Here is a 25,732-nt window from a genome sequence, read left to right as displayed (position 1 = left end):
TTTCGTAGGATCGTGCAATAAGTCCGGAGCATCCGGCTACCGCCCGATGGACCGGGCGGTGCATTAACATGGCCGACGGAACAGGCCGACGCGCGACCGCCCCGATCGGTCCACGGCCATCCACGACATCGCATATGCCCATCGATCAGCAGCGGAGGTAAAGATGGCTTACCGTCAGTTCGACGACGCCTGGGCGATCCCGGCCTTGGACGACCCGCCGGTCGCGCCTGCCGCCCGGCCGCAGTGCCGCTTCTCGGAGACGGAACTGCGCGTGCTTCATCTGTCGCGGCGGGACCCGCTGACCAGCATCATGCCGGCCGGACCGGTCCGGCGAATGATCGGCCGGCTTCTCGGCCTTGCCCAGGCCGCTCCGCTCGCCGATCCGCGCCTCGAAAGCCTGCGCCGGCTGGGCATACTGCTCCGCGAGCGAGGCTATGCGATCGCGCCGTCCGAAATCGACCGCTTCGTCGCGGCGGGCTTTCCGCTGGCACTCGTCGACGAAGCCTATCGGCTGATCGGCCACGGCCGCCGCCGATTCTGATTCCCTTATCGATGGAGACCCTGATGGTTCCGCTCACGCACATTGCCTTCATCCGCGCGCGTCCCGGCTGTTCGCAGGCGCTCGGCCGGCGCCTCGCCGGGCTGATCGCGCCCAGCCGGGCCGAGCCGGGCTGCATCGCCTATGACGTCCACCAGTCGAACGAGGATCCGGACCTGTGGTTCGTCCATGAAAATTGGCGCTCGCCCGAGGAACTGGCCGCGCATCTCGAGCGCCCGCACATGCAGCATTTCGCGAACGAGCTGCCCGCGCTGATCAAGGGCGACCTCACGCTCGGCAGCTTCACCCGGACATCCGCGCCCGCTCTGCACCCCCATGCCTGAGCAGCGCCTTCCCTTGCTCTCGGGCTTTGCCATCACGCTCTGCCGGCCCGTGAGCAGCTATCTGGTGCACAGTTTCGGCTAACGGATGGCGGGAACGGTGCCGACGCCGCCCGCACGTGTCCGGTTTCTCTGCTATAGGGAAGGCGTCATCGCAGTGAGGAGCATTCATGCCGCCGATCCTATCGGCTTCCGCCGTCACTAAAAGATACAAGTCCGGCCTCACTGCCCTGGATGCAGTCGATCTCCAAATCAACAGGGGCGAGATCTTCGCGCTGCTTGGTCCCAACGGCGCCGGCAAGACGACGCTGATCAGCATCATCTGCGGCACCGTCACCATGACGTCGGGGCAGGTGCTTGTCGACGGCCACGATATCGCTGGAGAATATCGTGGCGCCCGCGCGAAGATCGGGCTCGTGCCGCAGGAGATCGCGATCGATATCTTCGCGACGGTCTGGAATACCGTCTGCTTCAGCCGGGGCCTTTTCGGGCGACGACCGGATCCCGCCTATATCGAGCGCCTGCTGCGCGACCTCTCGCTATGGGAAAAGCGCAAGAGCCGGATCATCGAGCTTTCCGGCGGCATGAAGCGGCGCGTGATGATCGCGAAGGCGCTCAGCCATGAACCCGAATTGCTGTTCCTCGACGAGCCGACGGCGGGCGTCGACGTCAATCTGCGACGTGACATGTGGGCGCTGGTCCGCAGCCTGCGGACGCGAGGCGTCACCGTGATCCTGACTACCCATTATATCGAGGAGGCCGAGGAGATGGCCGATCGGGTCGGCGTCATAAATAAGGGCCGCATCATCCTGGTCGACGAGAAGGCAGCCCTCATGCGAAAGCTCGGCAAGCGGCGGCTGACGCTCGCGCTCCAGGAGCCGATGGATGTCATCCCGGCAGATCTTGCCGACTGGCGGCTCGAACTCGATGACGATGGCCGGCGGCTCACCTACAGCTTCGATGCCAATGCGGAGGATACGGGCATTCCCTCGTTGCTGCGGCGGATGGACGATCTCGGCATCGATTTCCACGATCTCGAGACGACGAAAAGCTCGCTGGAAGACATTTTCGTCAGGCTGGTGGAAGGTGCGGCATGAGCGTGTCCCTATCCTTGAACGCGGGCGGCATCTGGACAATCTACCGCGCGGAAATGGCGCGGACGCTGCGCACGATCTGGCAGAGCGTGGCAACGCCGGTGATCACGACGGCGCTCTACTTCGTCGTGTTCGGCGGGGCGATCGGATCGCGCATTCAGCAGGTCGGCGGCGTCGACTATGGCGCGTTCATCGTTCCCGGCCTGATCATGCTCTCATTGCTGACGCAGAGCATCGCGAACGCCTCTATCGGGATCTATTTTCCGAAATTCACCGGAACGATCTTCGAGATCCTGTCGGCGCCGCTTTCGTCCGGCGAGGCTGTGATCGCCTATGTGGGGGCGGCGGCGACCAAGTCGGTCGTGATCGGGCTCATCATCCTCGTGACGGCGACTTTCTTCGTGCCGGTGCGTATCCTGCATCCCGGCTGGATGGTGGCATTCCTGCTGCTGACCTCGGTCGCATTCAGCCTGTTCGGCTTCATCATCGGGATATGGGCCAGGAATTTCGAGCAGCTCACGATCATACCCGCGCTCGTCGTGACCCCGCTCACTTTTCTTGGCGGCGCCTTCTACTCGATCGACATGCTGCCGCCCTTGTGGCGGACGATCAGCCTCTTCAATCCGGTCGTCTACCTGGTCAGCGGCTTCCGTTGGAGCTTCTATGGTCTCGGCGACGTGAGCGTTGGCATCAGCCTCGCCGTCACCACGATCTTCATGGCGGCCTGCCTGATCCTGCTCTGGTGGATATTCCGGACGGGCTATCGGCTCAAACCCTGATCCGCCCGGCCTCGCGACGAATCCGGGCCAGAACAACTGGCCGTGAGCCCCCATCGCAATAAGCCGCCGCTGTTGATGGAGTGGACGCCCCCGACGGTATCGATATGCCAAAATGAGGTGTGGCCCATCATTTGAGGGACGCATCCATGAGGAAAGCCGGCATGGTCGGGCCGGGGCATTGCAGTTTCCTTTCGGGTGGAAGCAGGGCCTCTTTGGAGAAGAATGACGATGAAAAGCAGCAGGCTCGAAGCGTTCACGGACGGTGTCATAGCGATCATCATCACGATCATGGTTCTGGAGCTGAAAGTGCCCGATGGCGCGAGCTTCGCTGCATTGTCGGCGAGCGCGCCGATCTTCTTCGCCTATGCGTTGAGCTTCGTGAATGTCGGGCTTTACTGGAACAACCATCATCATCTGTTCCAGGCCACGGACCGGATCGACGGCCGGGTCCTCTGGGCCAACCTGTTCCTGCTGTTCTGGCTATCGCTGGTGCCGTTCGTCATTCGCTGGCTGGATGCGGCTTCCTTCGCCGCCGCGCCCACCGCGGCCTATGGCGTGGTGCTGGGCATGGCGGCGATCGGCTATGAGCTGACCGAACGCGCGATCATCGCCGCCAACGGCCCGGACTCGAAACTCGCCCGCGCAATCGGCAGCGACTGGAAAGGCAAGATCAGCCTCGCCCTCTATATCGTGGCCGTGCCGCTTGCGTTCGTCAGCCAGACGCTGGCGATCATCCTCTACGCCGCAGTGGTTCTCCTATGGCTCGTGCCCGACCGCAGGTTGGAGCGAATGATCGAGCATTGATCAATGCGCCTGCGGGGCCTCGTTGCGAACGAGCAGGAAAGTCGCGCCGAAGTCGGCGGCGGCCGCCAGTAGCAGCGGCGCGACCAGCCCTCCCCAACGCAGCAGCAGCGCGCCGATCAATGCCCCTGCCAGGATGGCAAGAATGGCGGCAACGCGGCGACCGAGGTTCGGATTGGCCCCGCCAGCCAGCGAGGAGTCCGCGGCGATGCCGGTGACGGTCAGCGTCAGCACGGTCGTCGTGAGGTCGGGCACCTTGAGCTGGCGGATCGTAGCGTTGCGGCTGCCCATGGCGGCGGCCGTGAGCGCGATCATCGCGCATAGCGCCCATGAGGGCGTCGCCGAACGATAGTCGTAATCCAAGGCACAGGCCGCCGCGATCAAGAGCAGCCCCGCTTCCAACGTCGCCATGACAAGCAGCCAATGCCGGTGCCCGCGACCTTCATGCGCCTTGCAGATCCGCCCCGCGATAGCGGCGCCCGCCGCGAAGAAGCCGAGCGCGGTCAGGTAAAGCGGCCAAGCGAAGCCAGGCACGCCCGCCAGGGCGAAGCCGAGGAAGACGACATTGCCGGTCATGTTGGCGGTGAAGACCTTGCCGAGGCCGAGCACGCTCACCGCGTCGATCAAGCCCGTGGTAGCGGACAGGAGGATCAGCAGCGGGACGAGAGGGTCACGCCGTACGGGTGCGGGGGGCGCCATGGGGGAATTCCTCTTCAGAAGCGATAATTGGCCTCGAGGCCGAGCATGCGGATCGTGCGTGCCGGCCCCGTGTCACGGATGAAGGCACCGGGGGCGAACAGGGAAACGGATCCCGACAGCTCCAGTTCGGGGCTTGCCTGCCAGCTCAGGCTCGCCTCCGCCTGCTTGCCGATGAAGCGAGCCGTGCTGCCGCGGCCGCTGCGCAGCAGCTGGCCGGGCACGTCATAGACGCCATCACCGCGGCTCTCGCGCCAATAGAAGATGCCGACGAGGCCGAGTTCGACGCCGCGGCCGAGATCGAGCGCCACGCCGGGATGGATGTTGACGATGTTGTACGGGCCGACCGGCGACAGCTCGCCGAAATATTTCCCCTTCGGGAAGAGCGCGTTGAAGGTCTGGAGATGGCCATCGGCCGGATCATGATCCCCGCTGACGATATTCATGCGGACCGTGACGTCAGGGGCGAACGGCGCGTCGGCAAATTGGCGGCCGACCTCCGTCGCGACCGACCAGGCACGGATCGGCGCACCCGCGAAGCGCCCGAACTGGTAGACGCCTTCAAGATTCCAGTGCCAATCCTGCTTCGTTCCGAAGGCGCGAAGCCCGAGCGTATGGCGCAGCTCGCGCCCCTGCCCCTGGTCGAAATTCGCTCGGTCGTTGCGATAGCCGAGATAATAGAGGTCGAAGCCTTGTGCGGTCCCAAGGCCATATGTCGCATAGCCGCCCCAGAGCGCGCGCCTGTCCGACGTGCGGTCGTCGAAGCTGCCCGCCTGCGCTTCCACCGGCCGGACATAGAATAGATTCAGCGTCGCGCGGCCCCGATGGAGGATGGCACGGCCGCCATCGAAGGCGAGCGGCACGTTGGGGCCATAGCGCGTGCCGACGAGGCGTTCCGATCCGAGCCCGATCAGCTCCCGTCCGGCGCGAAGCCGGAGCGTCGCGCCCGATCCAAGATCAGCTTCGATGTCGGCAAAACCCTGCAGGAGATCGACACGCGTCTGGTCGATCGGACCCGCAGAGGGTCGGACGCCCGCAGCATAAGCGATGATCGGCTGGACGAAGGCGCGCGCCTTGCCGACATGGAGATCGGCATAGGGCAGCGCGCGCGTCCAGAGATAGCCATCGTCGGGCGCTTCGGCGGAGCCCCAGAGATTATCGTCATAGCTCTCTTGGCGCAGCCGGACCTCGACGCCGGTTGTCAGATAGGCGGTCTCGTCGGCATCGAGCGGGATATATTTGAACCGCTCCGTCCAGCGGCCGCGGCTGTTCGCGGGATCGGCCAGCGTCGACCAATCCTCATTATAACGCTCGGTCGTGAGCGTCGGCGGCTTCCAGGCTTCGCCCGCCTGCGCCCGCACCGCCGACGGTGCGCATAGCAGCGTCGCTGCCGCGATCACGCCCCCCACCCCGCGCATCATCCACCCCGCGCACCATTTACGAGCAAGGCGGCGGCGGCGAAGCCGCCGAGGATGGCGAGATGCTCGAAGAAGGTCGCCATCTGGTGCGCCCGTTCGGGGCCTTGCGCCTGCCAGAAGGCATGGGCGATCAGCGTCGCGATCATGGTGAAGACCGCGAGCATGCCTGCGCCCAGCCAGCACAAGCGGCGGGTGAGGAACAGCGCCGAGCCGAGAAGCTGGGTCGCGATCGTCGCGGCTGCGACCAGCGCGGGGGGCGACAGGCCGAGCGCGCCGGCCTCGGCCACCGCGCCCGGCCAGTCGGCGAGCTTCATGAGCCCGCTGATCGCGAAGGGCGACGCCAGCGCCAGGCGCGCGGCAAAGCCGGTTGCGGGCGAGGCGAGCAGCGCGGCGACGGGGGCGGGCGTCGCCATGCTCATACCGCCCAGCAGCCGCAGCCGATCGCGCCCCAGAAGCTCTGGACGTCGGCGGCGGGGACATTGGCGCCCAGCGCTGCGGCATGGTCATGGCCATGGACCGAACAGGCGCTGGCGCAGCCGCAGGCATTGGCGAGCTTGGCCTTGGCCTCGGGCGCGCGCCAATAGCCGCCGAAGGTCGCGACCGGCGACCAGTCGGGCATCGGCTTGGGCAAGTCGGGCGCGAGCGGCGCATAGTCGCCCTCGCCATGCACCACCTTGCCGCCGAGCAGCGTCAGGACGGCGCGGAGGTGCACGATCTCGTCCTCGGGCACGGAGAAATAATCGTCCGACAGCAGCGCCAGGTCGGCAAGCTGGCCCGCCTTGATCTGGCCCTTCTTGCCCTGCTCGTTGGAGAACCAGGTGTTCGCCTCGGTCCAGAGCCTCAGCGCGGTCTCGCGGTCGAGCCGGTTGGCGACGGGGTAGAGGCGATAGCCGCCGACCGTCCTGCCGGTGGTGAGCCAGCTGAGCGACACCCAGGGATTGTAGCTCGCCACCCGCGTCGCGTCCGTCCCGGCGCCAACCGGTAGCCCGGCCGCCATCATCCGCTTGATCGGCGGGGTCGTCTCGGCGGCCTTGGCGCCATAGCGCTCGACGAAATATTCGCCCTGATAGGCCATGCGGTGCTGGACCGCGATGCCGCCGCCCAAAGCCGCGATACGGTCGATATTGCGCTCCGAGATCGTCTCGGCATGGTCGAAGAACCAGTTGAGCCCCTGGAGCGGAATATCCTTGTCGACCTTCTCGAACACGTCGAGCGCGCGGGAGATGGTCTGGTCATAGGTGGCATGCAGCCGCCACGGCCAGCGCCGCTCGGCAAGCAGGCGGATGACGGGTTCGAGATCGGCCTCCATGTTCGGCGGCATGTCGGGCCGCGCGACGCGGAAATCCTCGAAATCGGCGGCGGAATAGACGAGCATCTCGCCCGCGCCATTGTGGCGATATGTATCGTCGCCGTCGCCCGGCTTCACCTTGGTCGACCAGGTCGCGAAGTCCTTCAACTCCTCCTTGGGCTTCTGGGTGAAGAGGTTGTAGGCGATGCGCAGGCTCAGCTCGCCGTCCTGATGCAGCTTCTCGATGATCGCATAATCGTCGGGATAGTTTTGATAGCCGCCGCCCGCGTCGATCACGCTGGTGACGCCCAGCCCATTCAGCTCGCGCATGAAATGCCTGGTCGAGTTGAGCTGATAGTCGGGCGGCAGCTTGGGCCCCTTGGCGAGCGTCGCATAGAGGATCGTCGCATTAGGCTGGGCGAGCAGCAGCCCGGTGGGATTGCCGGCCGCGTCGCGCACGATCTCGCCGCCCGGCGGGTTGGGCGTGTCCTTGGTATAGCCCACCGCCCGCAGCGCCGCCGCGTTGAGCAGCGCGCGGTCATAGAGGTGGAGGATGAACACCGGCGTGTCGGGCGCGGCGGCGTTGATCTCGGCGATGGTCGGCAGCCGCTTCTCGGCGAACTGATGCTCGGTGAAGCCGCCGACGACGCGCACCCATTGCGGCGGCGGCGTGTTCTCGGCCTGGCGCTTGAGCATCGCCATCGCCTCGGCGAGGCTCGGCACACCCTCCCAGCGCAGCTCCATATTATAATTGAGGCCGCCGCGGATGACATGGATATGGCTGTCGATCAGCCCCGGGATCAGCCGGCGCCCCTCCGCATCGATCACCGTCGCATCGGGCGCGGCGGCGCGGACCTCCTGCTCGGATCCGACCGCGAGGAAGCGGCCGTCGCGGATCGCGACCGCCTCCGCCTGCGGGTTGCTGCGATCCAGCGTGGTCACCTTGGCATTGATGAGAATCAGGTCGGAGGACGGCATGGACGATCTCCCGGCGCGCGCGAGGGCAATGGAGGGAAAGAGGCTGGCGACCGCCGCGGCGGCGAGAGTCTGGCGACGGTTGGGCCCGGTCATGCCCGCGACCCGTTCGTGTCACGCTTCACGGCCTGCGGACCCAGCACATGCGCCGCGCAGTCCGTCCGGACATAGGCCATGACCGGACGGCCGGCGAGCAGCCGCTTGGCGATGGGCACCGCCTGCTCGCCGAGCAGGATACCGAGCAGGCCGATCAGCGCGATCGTCGGCGGCGCCGGCGACTTCACGTTCAGCAAGGCATAGATGATGCCGACCAGCATGCCGGCGGCGAGCGAGAGGAGATAGGGTTTCATCGCGCGGGGCTCCTCGGCGCGGGCGTAAGCGGGGAAGGAGCAGGCCGGCCCGGGGAGGGGTTTCGGGCGGCCGGCCTGCTCCAGCCGGTCAGGCGGCCTGGGCGTGGCCGCCCTCGGAGGCGCCGAACATGGTCTTGGCGTAGATGATGCCAAGGCCATAGGCGCCGCCATATTTTTTGGCGATGCCGGTGGTCAGCTCATAGGTCTCGGTGCGCGCCCAGTCGCGCTGCAGCTCGAGCATATATTGGAGCGAGGTTATCGGCCGGACGCCGGCCTGGATCATGCGCTCCATCGCACGCGCATGCGCCTCGCTCGACACGTCGCCGCACGCATCGGCGATGACATAGACTTCATAGCCCTGGTCGAGCGCAGACAGCGTCGGGCCGACGATGCACACGGAGGTCCACAGCCCCGCGAAGACCAGCCGATCCTTGCCGATCGCATTGACGCGCTTGATGACGTTCGCATCTTCCCAGGTGTTCATCGAGGTGCGGTCGGTCACTTCGGTATCGGGGAAGGCTTCGGTGATCTCGTCGAAGATGGGCCCCGAAAAGCTCTTCTCGGCAACCGTCGTCAGGATCGTCGAGACGCCGAAGCCCGCCGCCGCATGGGCGACCAGCGCGGTGTTGGTCCTGAGCGTCGTCGCATCGATCGAGTGCGTCGCAAACGACATTTGCGACTGATGGTCGATCAGGATCAGCGTGTGATCCTTCGGCGAAAGCAGCGTCTTGCCCGGCGTCGGAGTGGCAGTGATCGGCATCGTGAAAGTCTCCCTTGTAGCTGGTGGTCCACTGTGGCGGCGCTGCTTATGCGGGCAGTTCCGCAACCTGGTAATCCTGGTCTAAACAAAGCCGCATCCATCTGCGGAGCAGGAAAATCTCGGCGAATCTGTTCAACTTTTTAGAATAGTTCAGCATTTCGCCTTATGGCTTGAGCAACCCCCGCCATGCTCGGCAAAGCTGGCATGTACGGTCTCCCAGCTTTCGCGCCGCGTCCAGTCGTGCTGAAATTCCAGCAGCACCTGCAGCCAGCCGCCTCGGCATGGACAATGCTGAATGGATCATAAGACATCGACTTCTCCTCGGCATCGACGCTGAGGAGCACAGGGTAGGAGGAAAGCCGTACTTCACCTACCGCACGGAGGTTCGATCGCCCTACTGACTAGGTCTTCCGACCCCCATACTTAAGTATGGGAAGGTGGACGCACCGCATGGCGCGCGGACGTTCAAGCGCGCGGGACAGAGAAGCGGAAAGCGGCGCCGGGGACATCACGCGCAACCGAGCAGAGCTGCCCGCCATGCGCCTTGATGATCGACTGGCAGATGGAAAGTCCCATGCCCATGCCATCCGATTTGGTTGTCATCATCGGTTCGAAGACACGGTCTGCGATGGCGGAATCCAATCCCGGCCCCGTATCCTCGACCAGGAATTCGATGCGGCCCCGATCAGGAATCGTGACTGAAATCCTGATCATCCGGGGGCGATCATCCACGTGACGCATGGCATCGATGCCGTTGCGGACCAGATTCACTATCACGATCTGGAGCTGCACGCGGTCCGCGCGGACGATTGGTGGTTCGACCGGAAGGAAGATATCGAGACTGGCATCGCCGCGCTGCAATTCCGACGTCACCAGCGATCGGACATCATCCAGAAGGTCCTTGACGGAGACCTCCGAGATATCCGGTCCAGTCTTGCGTGCGATGGCCCTTACGCCTCTGACGACATCCTCGGCGCGTTTCACGCCACATAATATACGATCGAAGGCATCGCGTGCTTCACCTATATCGGCTTCGGCTCGGCCGAGCCATCTCAGACCCGCTTCGGCATTCGTCGTGATCGCAGACAAAGGCTGATTGACCTCATGTGCGATCGATGCGGCGAACTGCCCGATCGCGGTCAGGCGGGAGGCGCGCGCCGCCTCGAACTGAAGGGCGCGAAGCGCCGCCTCGGCGCGTCTTTGCTCGGTGACATCCATGACGAAGCCAATGACTTCCGTAACCTTTGAGCCGGTGAGCTTGGGCGCGGCGGTCGCCCATAGATGCTTGACCGACCCGTCATCGAGAATGATGCGGTAATCATGTTCGACGGGAAGGCATTGTTGAATGACCTCGAAGGTCGAGCGCTTCACCGATTCCAAGTCATCTGGATGGACTCTGTTGAGCAGAAATGAATAATCCGGCCGCACGCCATCAGGATCGATGCCGTGGATGCGGAAAACACCATCGGACCAATGGAGTTCGCCCGTTTCCACATTCCATCGCCAATCACCGGATTTGCTGAGCCGTTGACCTTCGGATCGGGAATATTCGCTCAGGCGCAGGGCGTCCATGACACGTTTACGTTCCAGATTTTCGTCGGTGAGCTCGGAATATAGCCGGGCATTTTCCAGGGAGATGGCCGCCTGAGATGCCAGAATTTCAAGAACGGCCATGCGCGCGGCGGTGAATGCAGCAGGCGCCAGTCGGTTCTCGATATAGAGCATGCCCACAAGTTCGGATTGCTTTACGAGCGCCAGGCACGCGGCGGCATAGGGCCGATGCTCTAGCAAATATTGATCTTGAGCGGCCAAAGCTGCCTGCCCGATATCCTTCAGGACAATAGTTTCCCGGCTATCGAGCACTTCTTGAATGAGACTTTCTGGAATGTCCGTCGTTTTGGCTGATCTCTGATCGAAAGTGACATGAACGAGATTGCTGGCAGGCTCCGCCTCGGCTTCGGCTGCAGTCACATAATGGCCATCACGGACGAGCAGAAGCTTTCCGCGCTCTGCGCCCGCATGGACGAGAACCATTTTAAGCAGCTCTTCGATCAGCCTGGTAAGATCGATCTCGCGCGAGAGGGTCTGGGATGCGTTGATGACCGTGCTTATATCGAGCGAGGCGAGAGGCGTCTCGACGGTCGAGTAGCTGGACGGGGAAGGTAGGATCTTGCCCAATATCGATGGATATTGCCGCTCCAGATGCCGAACTTTCCCTATGGCTCCCCAGGCTGCATAAGCATCATAGGCGGCGCGCAGATAGGTCTCGGCAATGGTTTCAAAGCCTTGCCCGATATAAAAACGCGCCGCCATTTCATTCGAAAGTGCTGCATTCTGAATGAAGCCATGGCGATGCGCCGCCCGGACGGCATCGTCATAGAGCCGCATCGCGTCGACAGTTCGGCCTTCTATTCTCGCCAGTTCGGCGGCAGCCAGGGCTCGGCGATTTTCGAAATTGGTTGGGCACTGGCTTGCCCACAATTCTATATTTGAAAGATGTTCTTTAATATCCTCAACGATACGCGCATTTTCATGCCACGATCCCGCTGCCACGATGGTGCTCCTGGCGAGCGCGGCGTAAAAATGATATTCGGCACTTTCAAAGAAGGCTGGAGACGTCCAGAGCAAGCCCTTGGCGACTGCCGCTGCATCCAGGGCCGCCGCGCCATCCTGCGCGAAAACACCCGCTTGCAGCTTGCGAATCCAGTAACGGAACTTCGCCATTGCAAGGCCGGGATCTTCAAGCCGTCGTTCAAGTGCGGCTGCGTCCAATTCGTCATTATCGAACACCCCGAACTGGACGCTATTCCCGCGCAGCATGCGGACAAGGCCGAGCTTCGCTTCGGCGAAGCCTACGACGAGGAAGATTCCTGCCTTGCGTGCCCGCTCGAGGACAGAGACGGTCCTTGCTTCGACGATCTCAAGGGATTCTCCGGACACGAGCATGTTCGCGGTGATCATTTCGCGACCATATGCCGCAAAAATGACGTCGCCTGCTTCATCAGCCCAGTCCGTCGCCTGCTCGAGCAAGGCGCGTTCCGTCGCGATATGATTGATCCAGGGATTGACCATGCAGGCAAAGCACATGGCAACGCGCCAGCCTAACCGGTCGAGCCCATGCTTCTCCGAAAGGGCGAGCGCAAGTTTGCCGAAGCGATAGCCTGTCGGATAATCCCCGAACCGGGCCCCGGCGACCATATTGAAACAGACATAGGCAAAGGATGCGCCCGGGCTGTTGCCCCATTTCATGCTGAGGCGCGCAATGCATATGAGGACCTGGCCGAGCAGGTTCTGGTCGACATAGGAAGCAGGAGCAATGAGTTCGGACAATACGTCCATTGTCGCGAGCCAGGCCGGATCGACCATTTCGGGCAGGCTGTTCAGATCTTCGATCGAACGCGTGCCCAGCTCATCCCACATCGCTTGATATTGGTGTGCAATCTCGTCGTCGCTGGGGGCAGCCGACCACATGATGCCGGCCTCGCGAAGATATTCGAGACCGATCGCCACTGCCCGATCATTACGATCCGTAGCAGTATAGAGTCTCAACAATATCGTGGTGGCTTCCGCCTTTTCGATGCTGCTTGATGCTGCATTGCAAAGCTCGAGCAAATGCGCCTCGGCTTCGACGATTGCGCCGGTCAGGAACTCGCATTCCGCCTGTCCGAGCATCAACGCGAATTGGAGCGCATCATCGCTCGCGGCCCAGGCCTGATCCAGCAGGCTTGCGCCCACATGGAAGAATGTGAAGGCGGACGCATAAGCGGTGGCCCCCTTGGCCTTGCGCCCCGCCACCAGATTATATTCCGCGATACGCCGTATTTCGGCTTGTTCCGAGACGGCCCCGATTCCGCGATTGGATTGATCGACGACCTCGAAGACAAGATCTGCCGGGCTGTCGGCCGTCAGGTGCCTGGCCAGGCACCTGCCGATAGCGGCATGGGTTACGGAACGATCCGCCTCCGAGATCAAGCTGTAAGCCGCCTCCTGGATACGATCATGGGGGAAAGTATAGACGTCGTCCCGACGGTTGAGCAGGCCGGCATCGACTGCTGGGGAGAGCGCTCCATCGACAGTGTCGACTGGCTTATCGCCCAATGCGCTCAATATTCCTGCTCTTGCCTGACGTCCGACACAGGCACAGCTTTTCAGCATATCGAGAGTAGTCGATGGGAGCCGGGTCAATTTCGAAACGAGAAGATCGACAACGTCGTCCGTGTAAATCCTTTGGCCAATCCGCTCGAGGCTCCAAAACCAGCTCTGAATCCGGGTATCGAACCAGATCAGCCCCTCATCGGCGAGTTGGGACAGGAATTGGTGTATGAAAAGAGGATTCCCCCCCGTCTGCCTTTCAATGAAGTCGGAAAGAGGGTGTATTTGGTTACTATTATGCTCGCTGCCCAACGTCTCGCGAATGAGTTGCTCCACATCCGCCCCGGTGAGAGGGGATAGGTGAATCCTTTCCACGGAGGCGCGAGCGCTATCGAGAATATCCAGAAGCGATGAAAGCGGATGCTCGAGGCCGACTTCGTCGTCGCGATATGTGCCGATGAGCAGCAGATGGTCCTGACCTTCGAGAATCAGCTCACGGACGAAGGCGAGTGTTGCCGGGTCGGCCCATTGGAGGTCGTCGAAGACAAGGATGAGAGGTTGGCCGCCCATCGTGAATGCACCGAGGAAACGGCGCATGGTGGCATGCAATCGCCTGCGGGCGTCTTCCGCCGGGAGCGGTGGGATCGCCGGCTGGTCTCCCACAAGCAATGCAAGTTCAGGGACCAGATCGACAATCAGCCCCCCATTCTGGCCAAGGGCATCCTGTATCTTTTGCCGCCAGAATTGGAGCTTGGCTCCGTCCTGCCCCAAAATGGGACGAACCAGTTGTTCGAAGGCATCAGCTATGATCACATAAGGGCGATCTTGCTTATATTGCTCGAACTTACCGGCAACGAACAACTGCCCAGCAGGATCACCTGCTTTTTTGAGGACGTCGGCGAGGGCTGACTTGCCAGTACCGGATGGGCCGGAAATCAAGACGAATTCCAAGCCGCTACCGATCTGGTCGAAGGCCGAAACGAGCCTGGCTTGCTCATGCGCCCGGCCATAAAGTCTATCGGGAAGCCTGAGCGTCTGCGGGATATCGAGAAGGCCTAGTTCAAATCTTCCCAGCTTCCCGGTCTGCGTCCATCCGTCGAGGCATTTTGTAAGATCTGCAACGAGGCCCTTCGCGCTCTGATAACGATCCTCCGGCGTCTTCGAGAGAAGCTTCATGATGATCAGTGACAGCTGCTCATCAATGCTATCGAGGCGCTCGTGCGGCGGTATCGGCGCGCGGGCGATATGACTATATATCCAGCCCGCTGCATCGGATGCGGAGAATGGGAGCGTCCCCGTCAGCATCTGATAGAAAATTATCCCGATCGCATAGAGGTCGCATCGATTGTCGATCGGCCGATTCATGCGGCCGGTCTGTTCGGGCGCCATATATTGCGGGGTGCCGACAATTATCTCGACAGGCTCGAGGGATGTCCGCTCTGAAGGCACGACGCTCGCGACGCCAAAGCCGGTGAGCCAGGCCTCGTTGCTGGCTGGTTTGACGAGGATATGGGCAGGGCTGAGATTTCTGTGAACTATTCCCCGCGCGTGCATCTCGCGCACGGCTTGCGCGATCGACCGCGCGATCGGCAGAAATGTGGTGACATCCATGGGGATCGGGGCTTGGTCGGCTTCATTGTGCAGCAGCCGTTCAAGCAGCTCACCACCGGGGTCGGCCAGGACAAGCGCAGCCCGGCTTGCGCGTCGTGTCAGTGCGAGAGGACGCGCTGCCCACGCCGCATCCAGATATTCGCGCAGTGCGAACTCATGCTGCAGGACCTTGGGGGTCTGGACACCGGCATCTTCGCAGGAAGGTTCGATGAGCAGAATGGGATCATGGTCGCCCGACGATCCACGATAGCAGAACATCTCTCCTTCTCGAAGCAAGGAGAGGGTGTAGCCGGTCACGTCTATCATAGCGCTTCGCTTGATGCGGAATGAAGGCGCTCGAGGCGCAGCGCGGAGGGCAATGCGACGGACAGCGCAAAAGGATGGAGTTTCGCGCCGTTGCGGACTGGATCATGCCGCATATTGGGCACGGCCTGACATTGCTGTGCGCAGAGAAATCGCAGGACAACTTTCCGGCAAACCGCAAGGAATGCTGACCTTCACCGTTCCCCCATTGGTGCACGAACTCACCGGACCTGGGCCCCGACCAATGCAAGATTGACCTAGGCCTGGGGCAGCCCCCGCACTTCTAGAGTGCGTTGGTTGATTCCGTCAATGAAGCATAATTTGGGCCGCGGTCATGGGCAGCCATTATCCGATAGCATCGGATGTAATTTGCGGCGAGCGGCTCCTTCAACCTAAACCTCAGTATAGTTTCAATCTTTCTTCGGCTTTCCTATTTTTTCGCCATTGAGATACCCGGCACGGTCGAGACCCCCCGGAGTCTATGCGGGAGAAACGCGTGGCCGATGCAATGGTCATAGCAATTGTTGATGACGACAAGGCGGTCCTTGATGCAATGTCGAGCTTCATTCGCTCCCTCGGCTATCGCGTGCGAACCTTCCAGTCCGGAAAAGCATTTCTCGATCATGAAGGCATTGGCGAAATAGCCTGCCTGTTCACCGACATTCAAATGCCTGGACTGAGCGGATTTGAGCTGCACGATATCGTGCGGCTCAACCGACCGGCTATACCGGTCGTGCTGATGACGGCGCTTGCCGATGCTTCGGTCAGGGCGCGCGCGCTATCGTCCGGCGCACGATGCTTCTTGGAAAAGCCTATCGCAGGGCGCGAGATCATGAATTGTCTCTCCGGAATATTTGACGCATAAAAGGAAACGCGCGCTCGCTGGGCCATGGTCAAGGCCGGATTGACCTTCATGCCGTTGGATATCGCAGTGGTCGCCATTGAGAATGCTGGGATTGGATGGGGATTTCTGGACGGATAGCGGCCGGCCGCCAGCGTAAATCCGCGCTGATCGCCGGCGTCTGCAAATCGTCGAGACCAGCAGTTATCAGGCTTCGCTATGCTGCCTCATATCCAACGGCCCTTGCCGTCTTGTCGGCATATGTGGTTGCTGGCTGATGGAAAGCGCGAAAAGAAGGACATTCGGTGCCAGAGGAGTCTAAGACATTGAATTCCCGTTCTGGCCCGAAGGCGGAAGGCGCCGCCCAATATGTGGAAAGCGAGCCACCGACAATCCTTATCATCGATGACGATAAACTCGTCCGGGATGCACTTGACAGCCTTTTCCGCTCGACGGGCTTGAAGACAATATTGTTCGAGTCCGCGCAGGCCCTTCTTGATGCCTCTTTCCCGGACTGCGTATGCTGTATTGTCACAGACGTTCGCATGCCTCAGATGAGTGGGCTGGAATTCCAGAACGTCCTGATCGAGCGCGGTGACCGAATGCCCCTTATTTTCATGACCGGGCATGGCGATATCCCGATGTCCGTGCAGGCGATGAAAGCCGGAGCGGTTGATTTTCTTGCCAAGCCATTTCGTGACCAGGACATGCTCGATGCGGTAAATTCAGCACTCGCCAAGCATCGCCAACAGCGTCGAGCCAGTGAAAATCTGATCTCCATCAAGGCGCGTCGTGCATCGCTCACACCGCGGGAAAGGGAAGTCATGGATCTCGTCGTGACGGGCATGATGAACAAACAGGTGGCCGGAGAACTCGGTCTGAGCGAGATTACTATAAAGTTACACCGCGCAAACCTCATGAAGAAAATGGCCGTGCGGACATTAGCGGAACTCGTACGCGTGGCCGAAGCGATTGAGAGAGAAAGCTGACCGAAGAGAAGAGCGAAGTGGGTCTTGGCCTCGAACCACTCGCGCGGCGGCCGCTTCCATTCCTCGGCCGTATGATTGAGGAGGAGGTAAAGGCTTCGCGGTTGGAAATACGCACCGCGCAGATCAACTCCTTGCGAGAAGCTCGGCCGCCAGATGCATTTCGTCGATACTGTTATAGAGATGCGGCGAAAATCGGATCAGCGGCTGGTTGTTCGCCATGGCAGACGCAGTCGCCACTCTTCCCTCGCGCCACAGCCGGCTGCGCATGGCAAGAACATCCCTGCCTTCGAAAGCCAGGCCGATCACGGGGCCCGACAGGGCCGGATCGGCAGTGCCGATCAGGCGCGCGCCCGGCACTTTCGCCAGGATGCCGCGCATTTCCGTCGCCAGCGCGCGCACCCTGGTTTCGATCGCCGCCTCGCCTATGCCGTCCATCAGGTCGAGCGTGGCGTTGATGGCATCCAGCTTCGGATCGTCTCTCTGGCCAAGGATCTCGAACTTCTGAGCGGTTTCGAGATCCTTGCTGTCCGTCAGCCAATAGCCATGGCTCAGCATCAGGGGATGGAGATCGTCCAGCCGGTCCCGGCGCACATAGAGGACGCCCCCTTCCAGAGGCCCCATCAGCCATTTGTGCGTGCTCCCCGAATAGGAATCGCAGCCCAGCGCCGTCAGGTCGATCTTCATCCAGCCAAAGCTCTGGGCACCATCGACATGGAGCCAGAACCCCTGTCTGCGGGACAGTTCCGAGATGGCGGCGACCGGATAGACGAGGCCTGTCACATTCGTCATGTGCGACAGGAAAATCGCACGCGTGCGCGGCGTGATCGCCGCTGCGATCGCATCGACAACCTCCTGGGGTGATCGCGCCGAAATCGGGGTCGGCACGATTTTCAGGTCCAGCCCCTCGCGTTCCGCCCTGAGGCGCCACGTGTCCATGGTGGACTGATGATTATGCTCGGTCAGGATGATCCGGTCGCCCGCCCGCAGATCGAGGCCGCGCAGGACGACCGTATTGGCTTCGCTCGCGTTGCGGACAAGCGCGATCTCCTCGGGGCGTGCGTTGAGGCGCGCGGCGAGCCTCGCGCGCAACCGCGTGGCCATGGCGGGATATTTTTCCCGAAATTCACGCGAGGGGTTGTTGTGGAACTCCATCGTGCCGCGCTGCTGGGCCGTCACGACGGCACGGAATGTCGGGCCGATATTGGCAGCGTTGAAATAGCGGATGTCCGGCGCCAGCAGCAGTTCATCTCTCAAGGAGGGCTTGTCCGACTGAGCGGGTGCGGCCACCGGACGTGTCAGGGATGCGATGGCGGCCGTCTGCAGCAGACCCCGCCTCGAAATCCCGGACACGCCTGGCGAGGCCTCACCCCTTCGATCTATGCCATTTGTATCGGGATGCAGCATGGCATGGCTCCTTGATCGATGGGCAAGCGTTAGACGCTATATCCGAACAGATTTGCTGGATAGGACCCGTCATTGCCGTTCTTGCTCTGGGCGGCGCAGATGCTGCTGATGCCGCGCGTCGCCTGCTTCATCAAGACGCATCCATCCGTCAGGTAGGAATCAGCGTCCAGGGCGCGCTGGTCGATGTCGTCGGGGCGGGCGTCGATGCCGGCGTGCGGGTGGGCGAAATGGTCGCCGCCGGGCGGCTGGTACGCATCTCCAATCAGGCGGCCAGCGCCTAGGAAACCGCCATCGCGAGCGGCGTGGTCGGGCGGCCGATCAGCGTCGAAAGCTGGCGGCCGCCCTCGAACAGCGCGCCCTGCGACGCGCCGACATCCCATCGGGCGATCGCCCCGGCCAGATCCTGCGGCAGGCCGAAGCCGACGAGCGCCGCCGCATAATCCGCCTCGGCAAGATTATGGTAGGGGATGGTCCTGCCCGTCTGGCGGGAAATCTCGGCGGCCAGCTCGGCGAGCGTATAGGGTTCGTCGCCGGCCAGCTCATAGATCTTGCCGGCATGCCCCTCGCCGGTCAGCACCGCGACCGCCGCCTCGGCATAGTCGCTGCGCGGCGCGGAGGAGATCTTCCCCTCGCCCGCGCTGCCGATGAACGCCCCGCCCGCCAGCGCGCCCGGAATGGAGGCGGTGTAATTTTCCGTGTACCAGCCGTTGCGCAGGATCAGATGGGGAATGCCGGCCGCCTTGAGGTCGGCCTCCGTCTGCCGATGCTCCTCGGCGAGGTCGAGCGGCGAGCGGTCGGCATGAAGCAGGCTGGTATAGGCGATCAGCTGCACGCCCGCCTTGCTGGCCGCATCGATGACATTGCGGTGCTGCGCCGCGCGCTGGCCGATTTCGCTCGAGGAGATCAGCAGCAGCCTGTCGACGCCGACAAGCGCCTGCTCCAAGGTCGCGGGCTTCGCATAGTCGGCCTCCCGCACCGGCACGCCGAGCCCGGCCGCCTTGGCCGGATTGCGCGCCAGCGCGACGATGTGGGTGGCGGGATATTGCTCCTTGAGCTTCGCGACAACCAGGCGGCCGAGCTGGCCGGTGGCGCCGGTGATGGCGATCGTCATGGTGGAACTCCTTGCTTCCCATGGTGACGGGCGCCATCTGGAGACCACACAGATTTTTCGTAAGTACGGATGGAAATGTAAGTATGAAGAAATCTTCTCCGCCATCCGGACAGGAGGACATCAGCCTTTCCGCCAGACTGCAGCGCGGCGACCTGATGTCGGCCGCCTGCCCCTCGCGCGACATCCTCCGGCACCTGACCAGCCGCTGGGGCGTCCTTGTGCTGATCAGCCTGCAATCGGGCACGCATCGCTTCAGCGACCTGCGCCGGAAGATCGGCGGGGTGAGCGAGCGCATGCTGGCCCAGACGCTGCAAGCGCTGGAACGGGACGGCATGGTCCACCGCAGGGCCTATGAGGTCGTGCCGCCGCATGTGGAATATAGGCTGACGCCCCTGGGGGCGGAAGCGGCGGGCAAAGTCCGGGAATTGGCCGACTGGGTTGAGCTCAGCCTGCCGCAGGTGATGGAAAAATGGCATGCGGCCCGAGCGGAGCGGCGCTGCTAGCTTCTTCTTCGCAACGCGGCTTGCCGTCCGTCGCGGCTCAATCAGCTCGCTTCATTCGTCGCGGTCGGCCGATGCCGGACAGGCAGTTCTGGAGCGACGAGGTCAGGAAAGCCGCCGTTCGCGCCGTTCCCCAGTCGTTGGGTGGATGGCCTCTCACTGCCGTCTATAGCAGTGCGCTACCTTGTCCCAAGCGCCCCTCCCGCGGAGTCGGTTCGTACATGGGCGCATTCACGCCCCGTCGGGAACCGAGTAATTAGGTATCAGACACGCTCACCATCGTGGCTGCCGACGATCAGAAGAGTGGGCGCGCACCTCCTCCGGCACCGCCCCGCCAGAGACGGAAGACTCCGACGCCGGTGCTCGCGCCGAATAGGCCGACAGCGACGCGATCGAGACGGGGCTGGCGAGACGGGGCTGGTCCTTTTGTCCAACCGATTGCGGTCTGAGGTGTTCGGCAAGCGATGGTCGTGATCCTGAACAGCGGTGTGGGCGCTGGTTTGCGCGCGCAGGCAAACTATATTGGAATCAGTGCTCCGCTTGCAGAGGAGTGGATGTGGCGGTCAACGATCTGTTTTCCGAATATGTTCGGACCTACGAGGCACGTCGCCAGTCGGAGATGACGATCGAGGAGTATCTGCGCGGTTGCCGCGCGGATCCCTTGATGTATGCGAGCGCGCCCGAACGATTGCTGGCGGCGATCGGCGAACCCCAGATTGTCGATACCGCCCGGGACCAGCGGCTCGGCCGGATATTCATGAACCGGACGATCCGTACCTATCCGAGCTTCGCCGAATTTTATGGGATGGAAGACACGATCGAGCAGATCGTGAGCTTCTTGCGGCACGCTTCGCAGGGGCTCGAGGAGCGCAAGCAGATCCTATATCTGCTGGGGCCGGTTGGCGGCGGCAAATCCTCGCTCGCCGAGCGCCTGAAGGCGCTGATGGAGGTGCATCCGATTTATGCGCTGAAGGCCGGCGACGATGTGAGCCCGGTATTCGAGAGCCCGCTCGCACTGTTCGACCCCGAAACCAACGGTCCGATGATCGAGGACAGATACGGTATTCCGCGCCGCCGCCTCTCCGGCCTGGTGAGCCCATGGTGCCGCAAGCGGCTCGACGAGTTCGGTGGCGATGTCTCGCGCTTCAACGTCGTCCGCCTGATGCCGTCGCGCATCCACCAGATCGCCATCTCCAAGACCGAGCCGGGCGACGAGAACAACCAGGACATTTCCTCGTTGGTCGGCAAGGTCGACATCCGCAAGCTCGAGCTGCTGTCGCAGCACGATCCCGACGCCTATAGCTATTCGGGCGGACTCAACCGCGCCAACCAGGGCATTCTCGAGTTCGTCGAGATGTTCAAGGCGCCCATCAAGATGCTGCATCCGCTGCTGACCGCGACGCAAGAGGGCAATTATATCGGTACCGAGAATATCGGCGCGATCCCCTTCTCAGGCATCGTCATGGCGCATTCGAACGAGACCGAATGGCGCAACTTCAAGAACAACAAGGCCAACGAGGCGTTTATCGACCGTATCTACGTCATCAAGGTGCCCTATGTCCTGCGCGCGACCGAGGAGCGTCAGATCTATGAGAAGCTGTTGCGCGGATCCGAGCTCGCCAAAGCGCCGTGCGCGCCCGGCACGCTCGACATGCTCGCGCGCTTCTCCGTGCTGACGCGGCTGCGCGAGCATGAGAATTCGAGCATCTATTCGAAGATGCGCGTCTATGATGGAGAGACGCTGCGCGAGGTCGATCCGCGCGCCAGGGGCCTGCAGGAGTATAAGGATGCCGCGGGCGTCGACGAAGGGATGGACGGCATCTCGACGCGCTTCGCCTTCAAGGCGCTATCGGCGACCTTCAACCATGACCCGGCCGAAATCTCGGCGGATCCGGTGCACCTCATGTATGTGCTCGAGCGGATGATCCGTCAGGAGCAGCTCCCTGCCGAGACCGAGGCCCGTTACCGGGAGTTCGTCAAGGGCGAGCTCGCGCCGCGCTATGCGGAGTTCATCGGCAACGAGATCCAGAAGGCCTATCTCGAATCTTACCATGATTATGGCCAGAATTTGTTCGACCGCTATGTCGCCTATGCCGACGCGTGGATCGAGGATCTCGACTTCAAGGATCCCGATACCGGCCAATTGCTCAATCGCGAGGTGATCAACCAGGAGCTTTCCCGGATCGAGAAGCCCGCCGGGATCGCCAATCCCAAGGATTTCCGAAACGAGGTGGTCAAGTTCGCGCTCAGGATGCGCGCGAGCAACCATGGCCGCAACCCGAGCTGGACCTCCTATGAGAAGATCCGCAACGTGATCGAGCGGCGCATGTTCAGTCAGGTCGAGGACCTGCTTCCCGTCATCAGCTTCGGCTCGAAGAAGGACAGCGATACCGAGAAGAAGCATGACGAGTTCGTCGCGCGGATGATTGAGCGCGGATATACCGAACGCCAGGTCCGCCGCCTTGTCGAATGGTATATGCGTGTGAAGCAGGCAGGATGATGGGGGCGGGCTAGTCGGCAGATGTACATTATCGACCGACGCTTGAACCCGGGCGGCAAGAGCCTTGTCAACCGGCAGCGCTTCTTGCGGCGCGCGAAGGCGTCGGTTCAGCGGGCGGTCCGCGACAGCCTGAAGGATCGTAGCATAAGGGAGCTCGATCGGGACGGCGAGATCACGATCGTGCGCGACGGCGTGCACGAACCAACTTTTCATCGCACGGCGCAGGGCGGAAATCGGGACTATGTCCTGCCAGGCAACAAGGAGTATCTGGAAGGCGATACGATCCCGCGCCCGGGAGGCGGAACTGGCGGGCCGTTCGCCGGCACGGGCGACGGCGCGGACGAGTTCCGCTTCATATTGACGCGCGAGGAATTTCTCGATCTGTTCCTCGACGATCTCGAGTTGCCCGATCTGGCAAAGCGGCGTCTGGCCGGCGCTGTGGTGGAAGGCGTCAGACGTGCCGGCTACTCGACCACCGGCTCGCCGTCGAGCCTGTCGATCCCGCGGACTATGCGCCACGCGCTTTCACGCCGCCTCGCGCTGCGCCGCCCCAGCAACGCCGATATGAACCGGCTGGACGAGGAGATCGAGCGGCTAGAGCGCCAGGCTCCCCTTGGCGCGGACGATGCATCGAGGCTTGAGCATCTACACCAGGAGCGCGCACGGCTCGAGCGCCGCCGCCAGTTGATCGCCTATATCGACCCGATCGATCTGCGCTACCGCCGCTACGAGACGACGCCCAAGCCGGTCGCCCAGGCGGTGATGTTCTGCCTGATGGACGTCTCGGGATCTATGACCGAGCATATGAAAGATCTGGCGAAGCGTTTCTTCGCGCTGCTCTATCTGTTCCTCACGCGCTGCTACCGCCATGTTGAAGTCGTGTTCATCCGCCATACCGACCGCGCGGACGAGGTGGACGAGAATACCTTCTTCTACAGCAAGGAAACGGGCGGGACGCTGGTTTCCAGCGCGCTCGACAAGATGCTGGCCGTGGTCGCCGACCGTTATCGTCCCGAGGATTGGAACATCTATGTCGCGCAGGCATCGGACGGCGACAATCTGGCGCACGACAATCCCCAGGCAGTCAGCCTGATGCAGAATTCGATCGTGCCAATCGCGCAATATGTCGCCTATCTCGAAGTCGGGCGCGAGGAGGATCCGATGCCCGCCGGCACGTTCCCGAAGGCGAGCGACCTTTGGCAGGGGTATGAGAAGGTGATCGCGCCCAAGGGCCGCTTCGTCATGCGCAAGGTGCATCACCGCCGCGAAATCTATCCCGTGTTCCGCGAGCTGTTCCAACGGCGGACCGGGCGAGCCGAGGCGCAATGACCGGGCGCGCCGACGAGCTGCTCTTCACCGGCAGCGGCTGGGATTTCGACATGATCCGCCGCGTCTATGACGCCGTCGAGGAGGTGGCCATCGGCGAAATGAAGCTCGACATTTATCCCAACCGGATCGAGGTCATCACCGCTGAACAGATGCTCGACGCCTATTCGTCGACGGGGATGCCGCTTTTTTACAAGCACTGGTCGTTCGGAAAGCAGGTCCTTGCCAATGAGATGCTGTACCGCAAGGGAATGCGCGCGCTCGCCTATGAACTCGTCATCAATTCCGATCCCTGCATCAGCTATATCATGGAGGAAAACAGCGCGACGATGCAGACGCTCGTCATCGCGCACGCCGCATTCGGGCACAATCATTTCTTCAAGAACAACTATGTGTTCAAACAATGGACCGATGCAGAGGGCATTCTCGACTATCTCAACTTCGCCAAGCGGTACATCATGGAGTGCGAGGAACGCCATGGCCAGGCGGCGGTCGAGCGGCTGATCGATGCGGCACATGCGCTTATGCATCAGGGGATCCACCGCTCTCCCCGGGCCAGACCGCGCGATCTGAAGGCGGAAGCCGCGCGCGAGGCCGAGCGCCAGGCCTATCAGGAGCGCGTGTACAACGACCTGTGGCGAACGCTGCCCAGGGGCGCGAAACAGGCGTCGGCGCGCGCCGAAAAGCGCCGTGAGGCGCTCAATCTCCCCCAGGAGAACATCCTCTATTTCCTCGAGAAAACTGGGCCGAAGCTCGCACCCTGGCAGCGAGAGATCCTGCGGATCATCCGATTGATCGCACAGTATTTCTATCCGCAGCGCCAGACCAAGATGATGAACGAGGGCGCCGCGACCTGGTGCCATTATCGCATCATGACGACGCTGCACGAACGCGGCCGGCTCACCGACGGCGCGTTCATGGAGTTCCTCCAGTCGCATACCAATGCCATCCACCAACCGGCATTCGATTCGGGCCATTTCAGCGGCCTCAATCCCTATGCGCTGGGCTTCGGGATCATGCAGGACATCGCCCGCATCTGCACCGCGCCGACCGAGGAGGATCGCGTCTGGTTTCCCGAGATCGCCGGTACGGGCGATCCCGACGGCGTACTCAAGCATATCTGGGCGAATTACCGCGATGAGAGCTTCGTCGCGCAATATCTAAGCCCCCACCTCATCCGCCGCTGGCGGCTCTTCAAGCTCGACGACAAGGAGGCCACTCCTGAACTCAGGGTCGATGCAATCCACAATGAGCGCGGCTATCGCGAGATCCGCCACGCGCTCGCGCGGCATTACGATATCGGCTGGGAGGAACCCGATATTCAGGTCGTCGATGTCGATCTTGCGGGCGATCGCAAGCTCATCCTCGAGCACCGCGTCAACAATGGCGTGCTGCTGGCCGAATCCGATGCGGACAAGGTGCTCCAGCACATGGCGGATTTATGGGGCTATGACGTTTGCCTGAACGAAATCGACCCGGAAAGCGGAAAGACGCTGAAGCAACATCGCGCGCAGCCGCACTCCCCCTCACCTGGCTGAGCATCTACCTGACGGTTCCGCACATCGAACGGAGAAGTCGGCATTCTCCCCGCCGATGCCGACCTGTTCCTGACTGCTTGCGAAATGGAGCGGGTCGAGATGCTCGGCTGGGATTCATGGCTGGTCGAGCATCTCTGCGATCCGCAGAACGGCGAGCCAAGCCAGTCACTTGGCCCGTGGTGCGACCTTATACCGACGCTGGACGACACCGTGCCTGCCATTATCGGAGGAGCGGGCGATATCAGGCTGACGAGATGACGGTCCTTGTTGGGACCGGCTAAGCCTCCTTTGTCGGGGTCGTGAGGCGTGCAATGCGTGGGGGTCGGCCGCTGGCTAGCGGAGATCATCGCCTGAGCGCCATGGAAGGCGCGCTCTTCGCGGACCGCTCAATATAATAGTCGTGATAGTCTTGATAGTCGCAATCGCCCGGCGGCGCCTTCGTCTGCGATACCTGGCACAATATTAGACCCGATTTGA

Annotated in this window: 23 protein-coding genes; 14 read left to right on the top strand and 9 right to left on the bottom strand. The window is 62.2% G+C overall.

Features of this window, described 5'->3' with window-relative positions; genetic code table 11:
* The first annotated feature begins 163 nt into the window (after window positions 1-163).
* The 5 genes from CLG96_RS11770 (at window position 164) to CLG96_RS11750 (ending at window position 3,556) form a co-directional block, all read left to right on the top strand.
* Complete coding sequence (locus CLG96_RS11770) at window positions 164-541, top strand: hypothetical protein (protein WP_107968188.1); 378 nt, start codon at window positions 164-166, stop codon at window positions 539-541.
* A 23-nt stretch (window positions 542-564) separates the two neighbouring features.
* The gene (locus CLG96_RS11765; protein ID WP_207796675.1) at window positions 565-882 is read left to right on the top strand and encodes a putative quinol monooxygenase; all 318 of its coding nucleotides are present in this window, start codon (window positions 565-567) and stop codon (window positions 880-882) included.
* A gap of 167 nt (window positions 883-1,049) precedes the next feature.
* Window positions 1,050-1,976: an ABC transporter ATP-binding protein gene (locus CLG96_RS11760; protein WP_107968186.1), complete on the top strand. Its 927-nt coding sequence runs from the start codon at window positions 1,050-1,052 to the stop codon at window positions 1,974-1,976.
* Window positions 1,973-2,752: an ABC transporter permease gene (locus CLG96_RS11755; protein ID WP_107968185.1), complete on the top strand. Its 780-nt coding sequence runs from the start codon at window positions 1,973-1,975 to the stop codon at window positions 2,750-2,752. The genes CLG96_RS11760 and CLG96_RS11755 overlap by 4 nt, the downstream gene beginning before the upstream one ends.
* Before the next feature lie 228 nt (window positions 2,753-2,980).
* Window positions 2,981-3,556, top strand: coding sequence for a TMEM175 family protein (locus CLG96_RS11750; RefSeq protein ID WP_107968688.1), 576 nt, complete (start codon window positions 2,981-2,983; stop codon window positions 3,554-3,556).
* Here the strand turns inward: CLG96_RS11750 and CLG96_RS11745 are convergent, their stop codons facing one another.
* The 7 genes from CLG96_RS11745 to CLG96_RS11715 all read right to left on the bottom strand — a co-directional run bounded on the left by CLG96_RS11745 (window position 3,557) and on the right by CLG96_RS11715 (window position 15,049).
* The gene (locus tag CLG96_RS11745; protein ID WP_107968184.1) at window positions 3,557-4,252 is read right to left on the bottom strand and encodes a YoaK family protein; all 696 of its coding nucleotides are present in this window, start codon (window positions 4,250-4,252) and stop codon (window positions 3,557-3,559) included. It lies immediately after the preceding gene.
* A 14-nt stretch (window positions 4,253-4,266) separates the two neighbouring features.
* Entirely contained in the window at window positions 4,267-5,667 is a 1,401-nt protein-coding gene (locus tag CLG96_RS11740; RefSeq protein WP_423828204.1) for an alginate export family protein, read from the bottom strand.
* A complete protein-coding gene (locus tag CLG96_RS11735; protein WP_341476951.1) occupies window positions 5,667-6,080 on the bottom strand; it encodes a DoxX family protein in 414 nt (137 codons plus the stop codon). Before CLG96_RS11735 ends, CLG96_RS11740 begins: the two co-directional genes overlap by 1 nt.
* A 2-nt stretch (window positions 6,081-6,082) precedes the next feature.
* Window positions 6,083-8,026 carry an amidohydrolase gene (locus tag CLG96_RS11730; protein WP_107968181.1) on the bottom strand — a complete coding sequence of 648 codons (1,944 nt, stop codon included), beginning with the start codon at window positions 8,024-8,026 and terminating at the stop codon, window positions 6,083-6,085.
* Window positions 8,023-8,280, bottom strand: a complete 258-nt coding sequence (locus tag CLG96_RS11725; protein WP_107968180.1) for a DUF1427 family protein — start codon at window positions 8,278-8,280, stop codon at window positions 8,023-8,025. The genes CLG96_RS11730 and CLG96_RS11725 overlap by 4 nt, the downstream gene beginning before the upstream one ends.
* Window positions 8,281-8,368: 88 nt before the next feature.
* Window positions 8,369-9,040, bottom strand: a complete 672-nt coding sequence (locus CLG96_RS11720) for a hydrolase (RefSeq protein WP_107968179.1) — start codon at window positions 9,038-9,040, stop codon at window positions 8,369-8,371.
* Between the two features lie 465 nt (window positions 9,041-9,505).
* Window positions 9,506-15,049: an ATP-binding sensor histidine kinase gene (locus tag CLG96_RS11715; protein ID WP_107968178.1), complete on the bottom strand. Its 5,544-nt coding sequence runs from the start codon at window positions 15,047-15,049 to the stop codon at window positions 9,506-9,508.
* A 20-nt stretch (window positions 15,050-15,069) separates the two neighbouring features.
* Between CLG96_RS11715 and CLG96_RS18795 the strand changes: the two genes are divergently transcribed.
* From CLG96_RS18795 to CLG96_RS11705, 3 genes are all read left to right on the top strand, one after another.
* Entirely contained in the window at window positions 15,070-15,237 is a 168-nt protein-coding gene (locus tag CLG96_RS18795) for a hypothetical protein (RefSeq protein WP_165799634.1), read from the top strand.
* Between the two features lie 305 nt (window positions 15,238-15,542).
* Window positions 15,543-15,911, top strand: a complete 369-nt coding sequence (locus CLG96_RS11710) for a response regulator transcription factor (RefSeq protein ID WP_207796674.1) — start codon at window positions 15,543-15,545, stop codon at window positions 15,909-15,911.
* A gap of 302 nt (window positions 15,912-16,213) precedes the next feature.
* Complete coding sequence (locus CLG96_RS11705; protein WP_243395754.1) at window positions 16,214-16,876, top strand: response regulator transcription factor; 663 nt, start codon at window positions 16,214-16,216, stop codon at window positions 16,874-16,876.
* A 123-nt stretch (window positions 16,877-16,999) separates the two neighbouring features.
* On the opposite strand, the gene CLG96_RS11700 is transcribed toward CLG96_RS11705, so the two are convergent.
* On the bottom strand, window positions 17,000-18,130 hold the full coding sequence (locus CLG96_RS11700; RefSeq protein ID WP_243395753.1) for an aminotransferase class V-fold PLP-dependent enzyme: 1,131 nt from the start codon (window positions 18,128-18,130) through the stop codon (window positions 17,000-17,002).
* 161 nt (window positions 18,131-18,291) lie between these two features.
* On the opposite strand from CLG96_RS11700, the gene CLG96_RS11695 reads away from it, so the two are divergent.
* Complete coding sequence (locus CLG96_RS11695) at window positions 18,292-18,561, top strand: hypothetical protein (RefSeq protein WP_107968176.1); 270 nt, start codon at window positions 18,292-18,294, stop codon at window positions 18,559-18,561.
* On the opposite strand, the gene CLG96_RS11690 is transcribed toward CLG96_RS11695, so the two are convergent.
* A complete protein-coding gene (locus tag CLG96_RS11690) occupies window positions 18,558-19,391 on the bottom strand; it encodes an SDR family oxidoreductase (protein ID WP_107968175.1) in 834 nt (277 codons plus the stop codon). The two genes, CLG96_RS11695 and CLG96_RS11690, sit on opposite strands and share 4 nt — an antisense overlap.
* 83 nt (window positions 19,392-19,474) lie before the next feature.
* Between CLG96_RS11690 and CLG96_RS11685 the strand changes: the two genes are divergently transcribed.
* From CLG96_RS11685 to CLG96_RS18790, 5 genes are all read left to right on the top strand, one after another.
* Window positions 19,475-19,894, top strand: coding sequence for a winged helix-turn-helix transcriptional regulator (locus CLG96_RS11685; RefSeq protein WP_107968174.1), 420 nt, complete (start codon window positions 19,475-19,477; stop codon window positions 19,892-19,894).
* Between the two features lie 553 nt (window positions 19,895-20,447).
* Window positions 20,448-22,391 carry a PrkA family serine protein kinase gene (locus CLG96_RS11680; protein ID WP_207796673.1) on the top strand — a complete coding sequence of 648 codons (1,944 nt, stop codon included), beginning with the start codon at window positions 20,448-20,450 and terminating at the stop codon, window positions 22,389-22,391.
* Between the two features lie 21 nt (window positions 22,392-22,412).
* Window positions 22,413-23,720, top strand: a complete 1,308-nt coding sequence (locus tag CLG96_RS11675) for a YeaH/YhbH family protein (protein WP_107968172.1) — start codon at window positions 22,413-22,415, stop codon at window positions 23,718-23,720.
* Window positions 23,717-25,255 (top strand): SpoVR family protein, encoded by a 1,539-nt coding sequence (locus CLG96_RS11670; RefSeq protein ID WP_107968171.1) that lies wholly within the window; start codon window positions 23,717-23,719, stop codon window positions 25,253-25,255. Before CLG96_RS11675 ends, CLG96_RS11670 begins: the two co-directional genes overlap by 4 nt.
* 99 nt (window positions 25,256-25,354) lie before the next feature.
* Window positions 25,355-25,513, top strand: a complete 159-nt coding sequence (locus CLG96_RS18790; RefSeq protein ID WP_165799633.1) for a hypothetical protein — start codon at window positions 25,355-25,357, stop codon at window positions 25,511-25,513.
* Window positions 25,514-25,732 lie beyond the last annotated feature (219 nt).

This window comes from Sphingomonas oleivorans (genome assembly GCF_003050615.1).
GTDB classification, from domain to species: domain Bacteria; phylum Pseudomonadota; class Alphaproteobacteria; order Sphingomonadales; family Sphingomonadaceae; genus Sphingomonas_H; species Sphingomonas_H oleivorans.
This window is presented reverse-complemented; position numbering and strand designations above follow the sequence as displayed.

Bases quoted from the DNA above. Each gene is read 5' to 3' on its own strand.
- CLG96_RS11770 (WP_107968188.1), top strand. From the start codon at position 164: ATGGCTTACCGTCAGTTCGACGACGCCTGGGCGATCCCGGCCTTGGAC.
- CLG96_RS11765 (WP_207796675.1), top strand. From the start codon at position 565: ATGGTTCCGCTCACGCACATTGCCTTCATCCGCGCGCGTCCCGGCTGT.
- CLG96_RS11760 (WP_107968186.1), top strand. From the start codon at position 1,050: ATGCCGCCGATCCTATCGGCTTCCGCCGTCACTAAAAGATACAAGTCC.
- CLG96_RS11755 (WP_107968185.1), top strand. From the start codon at position 1,973: ATGAGCGTGTCCCTATCCTTGAACGCGGGCGGCATCTGGACAATCTAC.
- CLG96_RS11750 (WP_107968688.1), top strand. From the start codon at position 2,981: ATGAAAAGCAGCAGGCTCGAAGCGTTCACGGACGGTGTCATAGCGATC.
- CLG96_RS11745 (WP_107968184.1), bottom strand. From the start codon at position 4,252: ATGGCGCCCCCCGCACCCGTACGGCGTGACCCTCTCGTCCCGCTGCTG.
- CLG96_RS11740 (WP_423828204.1), bottom strand. From the start codon at position 5,667: ATGCGCGGGGTGGGGGGCGTGATCGCGGCAGCGACGCTGCTATGCGCA.
- CLG96_RS11735 (WP_341476951.1), bottom strand. From the start codon at position 6,080: ATGGCGACGCCCGCCCCCGTCGCCGCGCTGCTCGCCTCGCCCGCAACC.
- CLG96_RS11730 (WP_107968181.1), bottom strand. From the start codon at position 8,026: ATGACCGGGCCCAACCGTCGCCAGACTCTCGCCGCCGCGGCGGTCGCC.
- CLG96_RS11725 (WP_107968180.1), bottom strand. From the start codon at position 8,280: ATGAAACCCTATCTCCTCTCGCTCGCCGCCGGCATGCTGGTCGGCATC.
- CLG96_RS11720 (WP_107968179.1), bottom strand. From the start codon at position 9,040: ATGCCGATCACTGCCACTCCGACGCCGGGCAAGACGCTGCTTTCGCCG.
- CLG96_RS11715 (WP_107968178.1), bottom strand. From the start codon at position 15,049: ATGATAGACGTGACCGGCTACACCCTCTCCTTGCTTCGAGAAGGAGAG.
- CLG96_RS18795 (WP_165799634.1), top strand. From the start codon at position 15,070: ATGAAGGCGCTCGAGGCGCAGCGCGGAGGGCAATGCGACGGACAGCGC.
- CLG96_RS11690 (WP_107968175.1), bottom strand. From the start codon at position 19,391: ATGACGATCGCCATCACCGGCGCCACCGGCCAGCTCGGCCGCCTGGTT.
- CLG96_RS11685 (WP_107968174.1), top strand. From the start codon at position 19,475: ATGAAGAAATCTTCTCCGCCATCCGGACAGGAGGACATCAGCCTTTCC.
- CLG96_RS11675 (WP_107968172.1), top strand. From the start codon at position 22,413: ATGTACATTATCGACCGACGCTTGAACCCGGGCGGCAAGAGCCTTGTC.
- CLG96_RS11670 (WP_107968171.1), top strand. From the start codon at position 23,717: ATGACCGGGCGCGCCGACGAGCTGCTCTTCACCGGCAGCGGCTGGGAT.
- CLG96_RS18790 (WP_165799633.1), top strand. From the start codon at position 25,355: ATGCTCGGCTGGGATTCATGGCTGGTCGAGCATCTCTGCGATCCGCAG.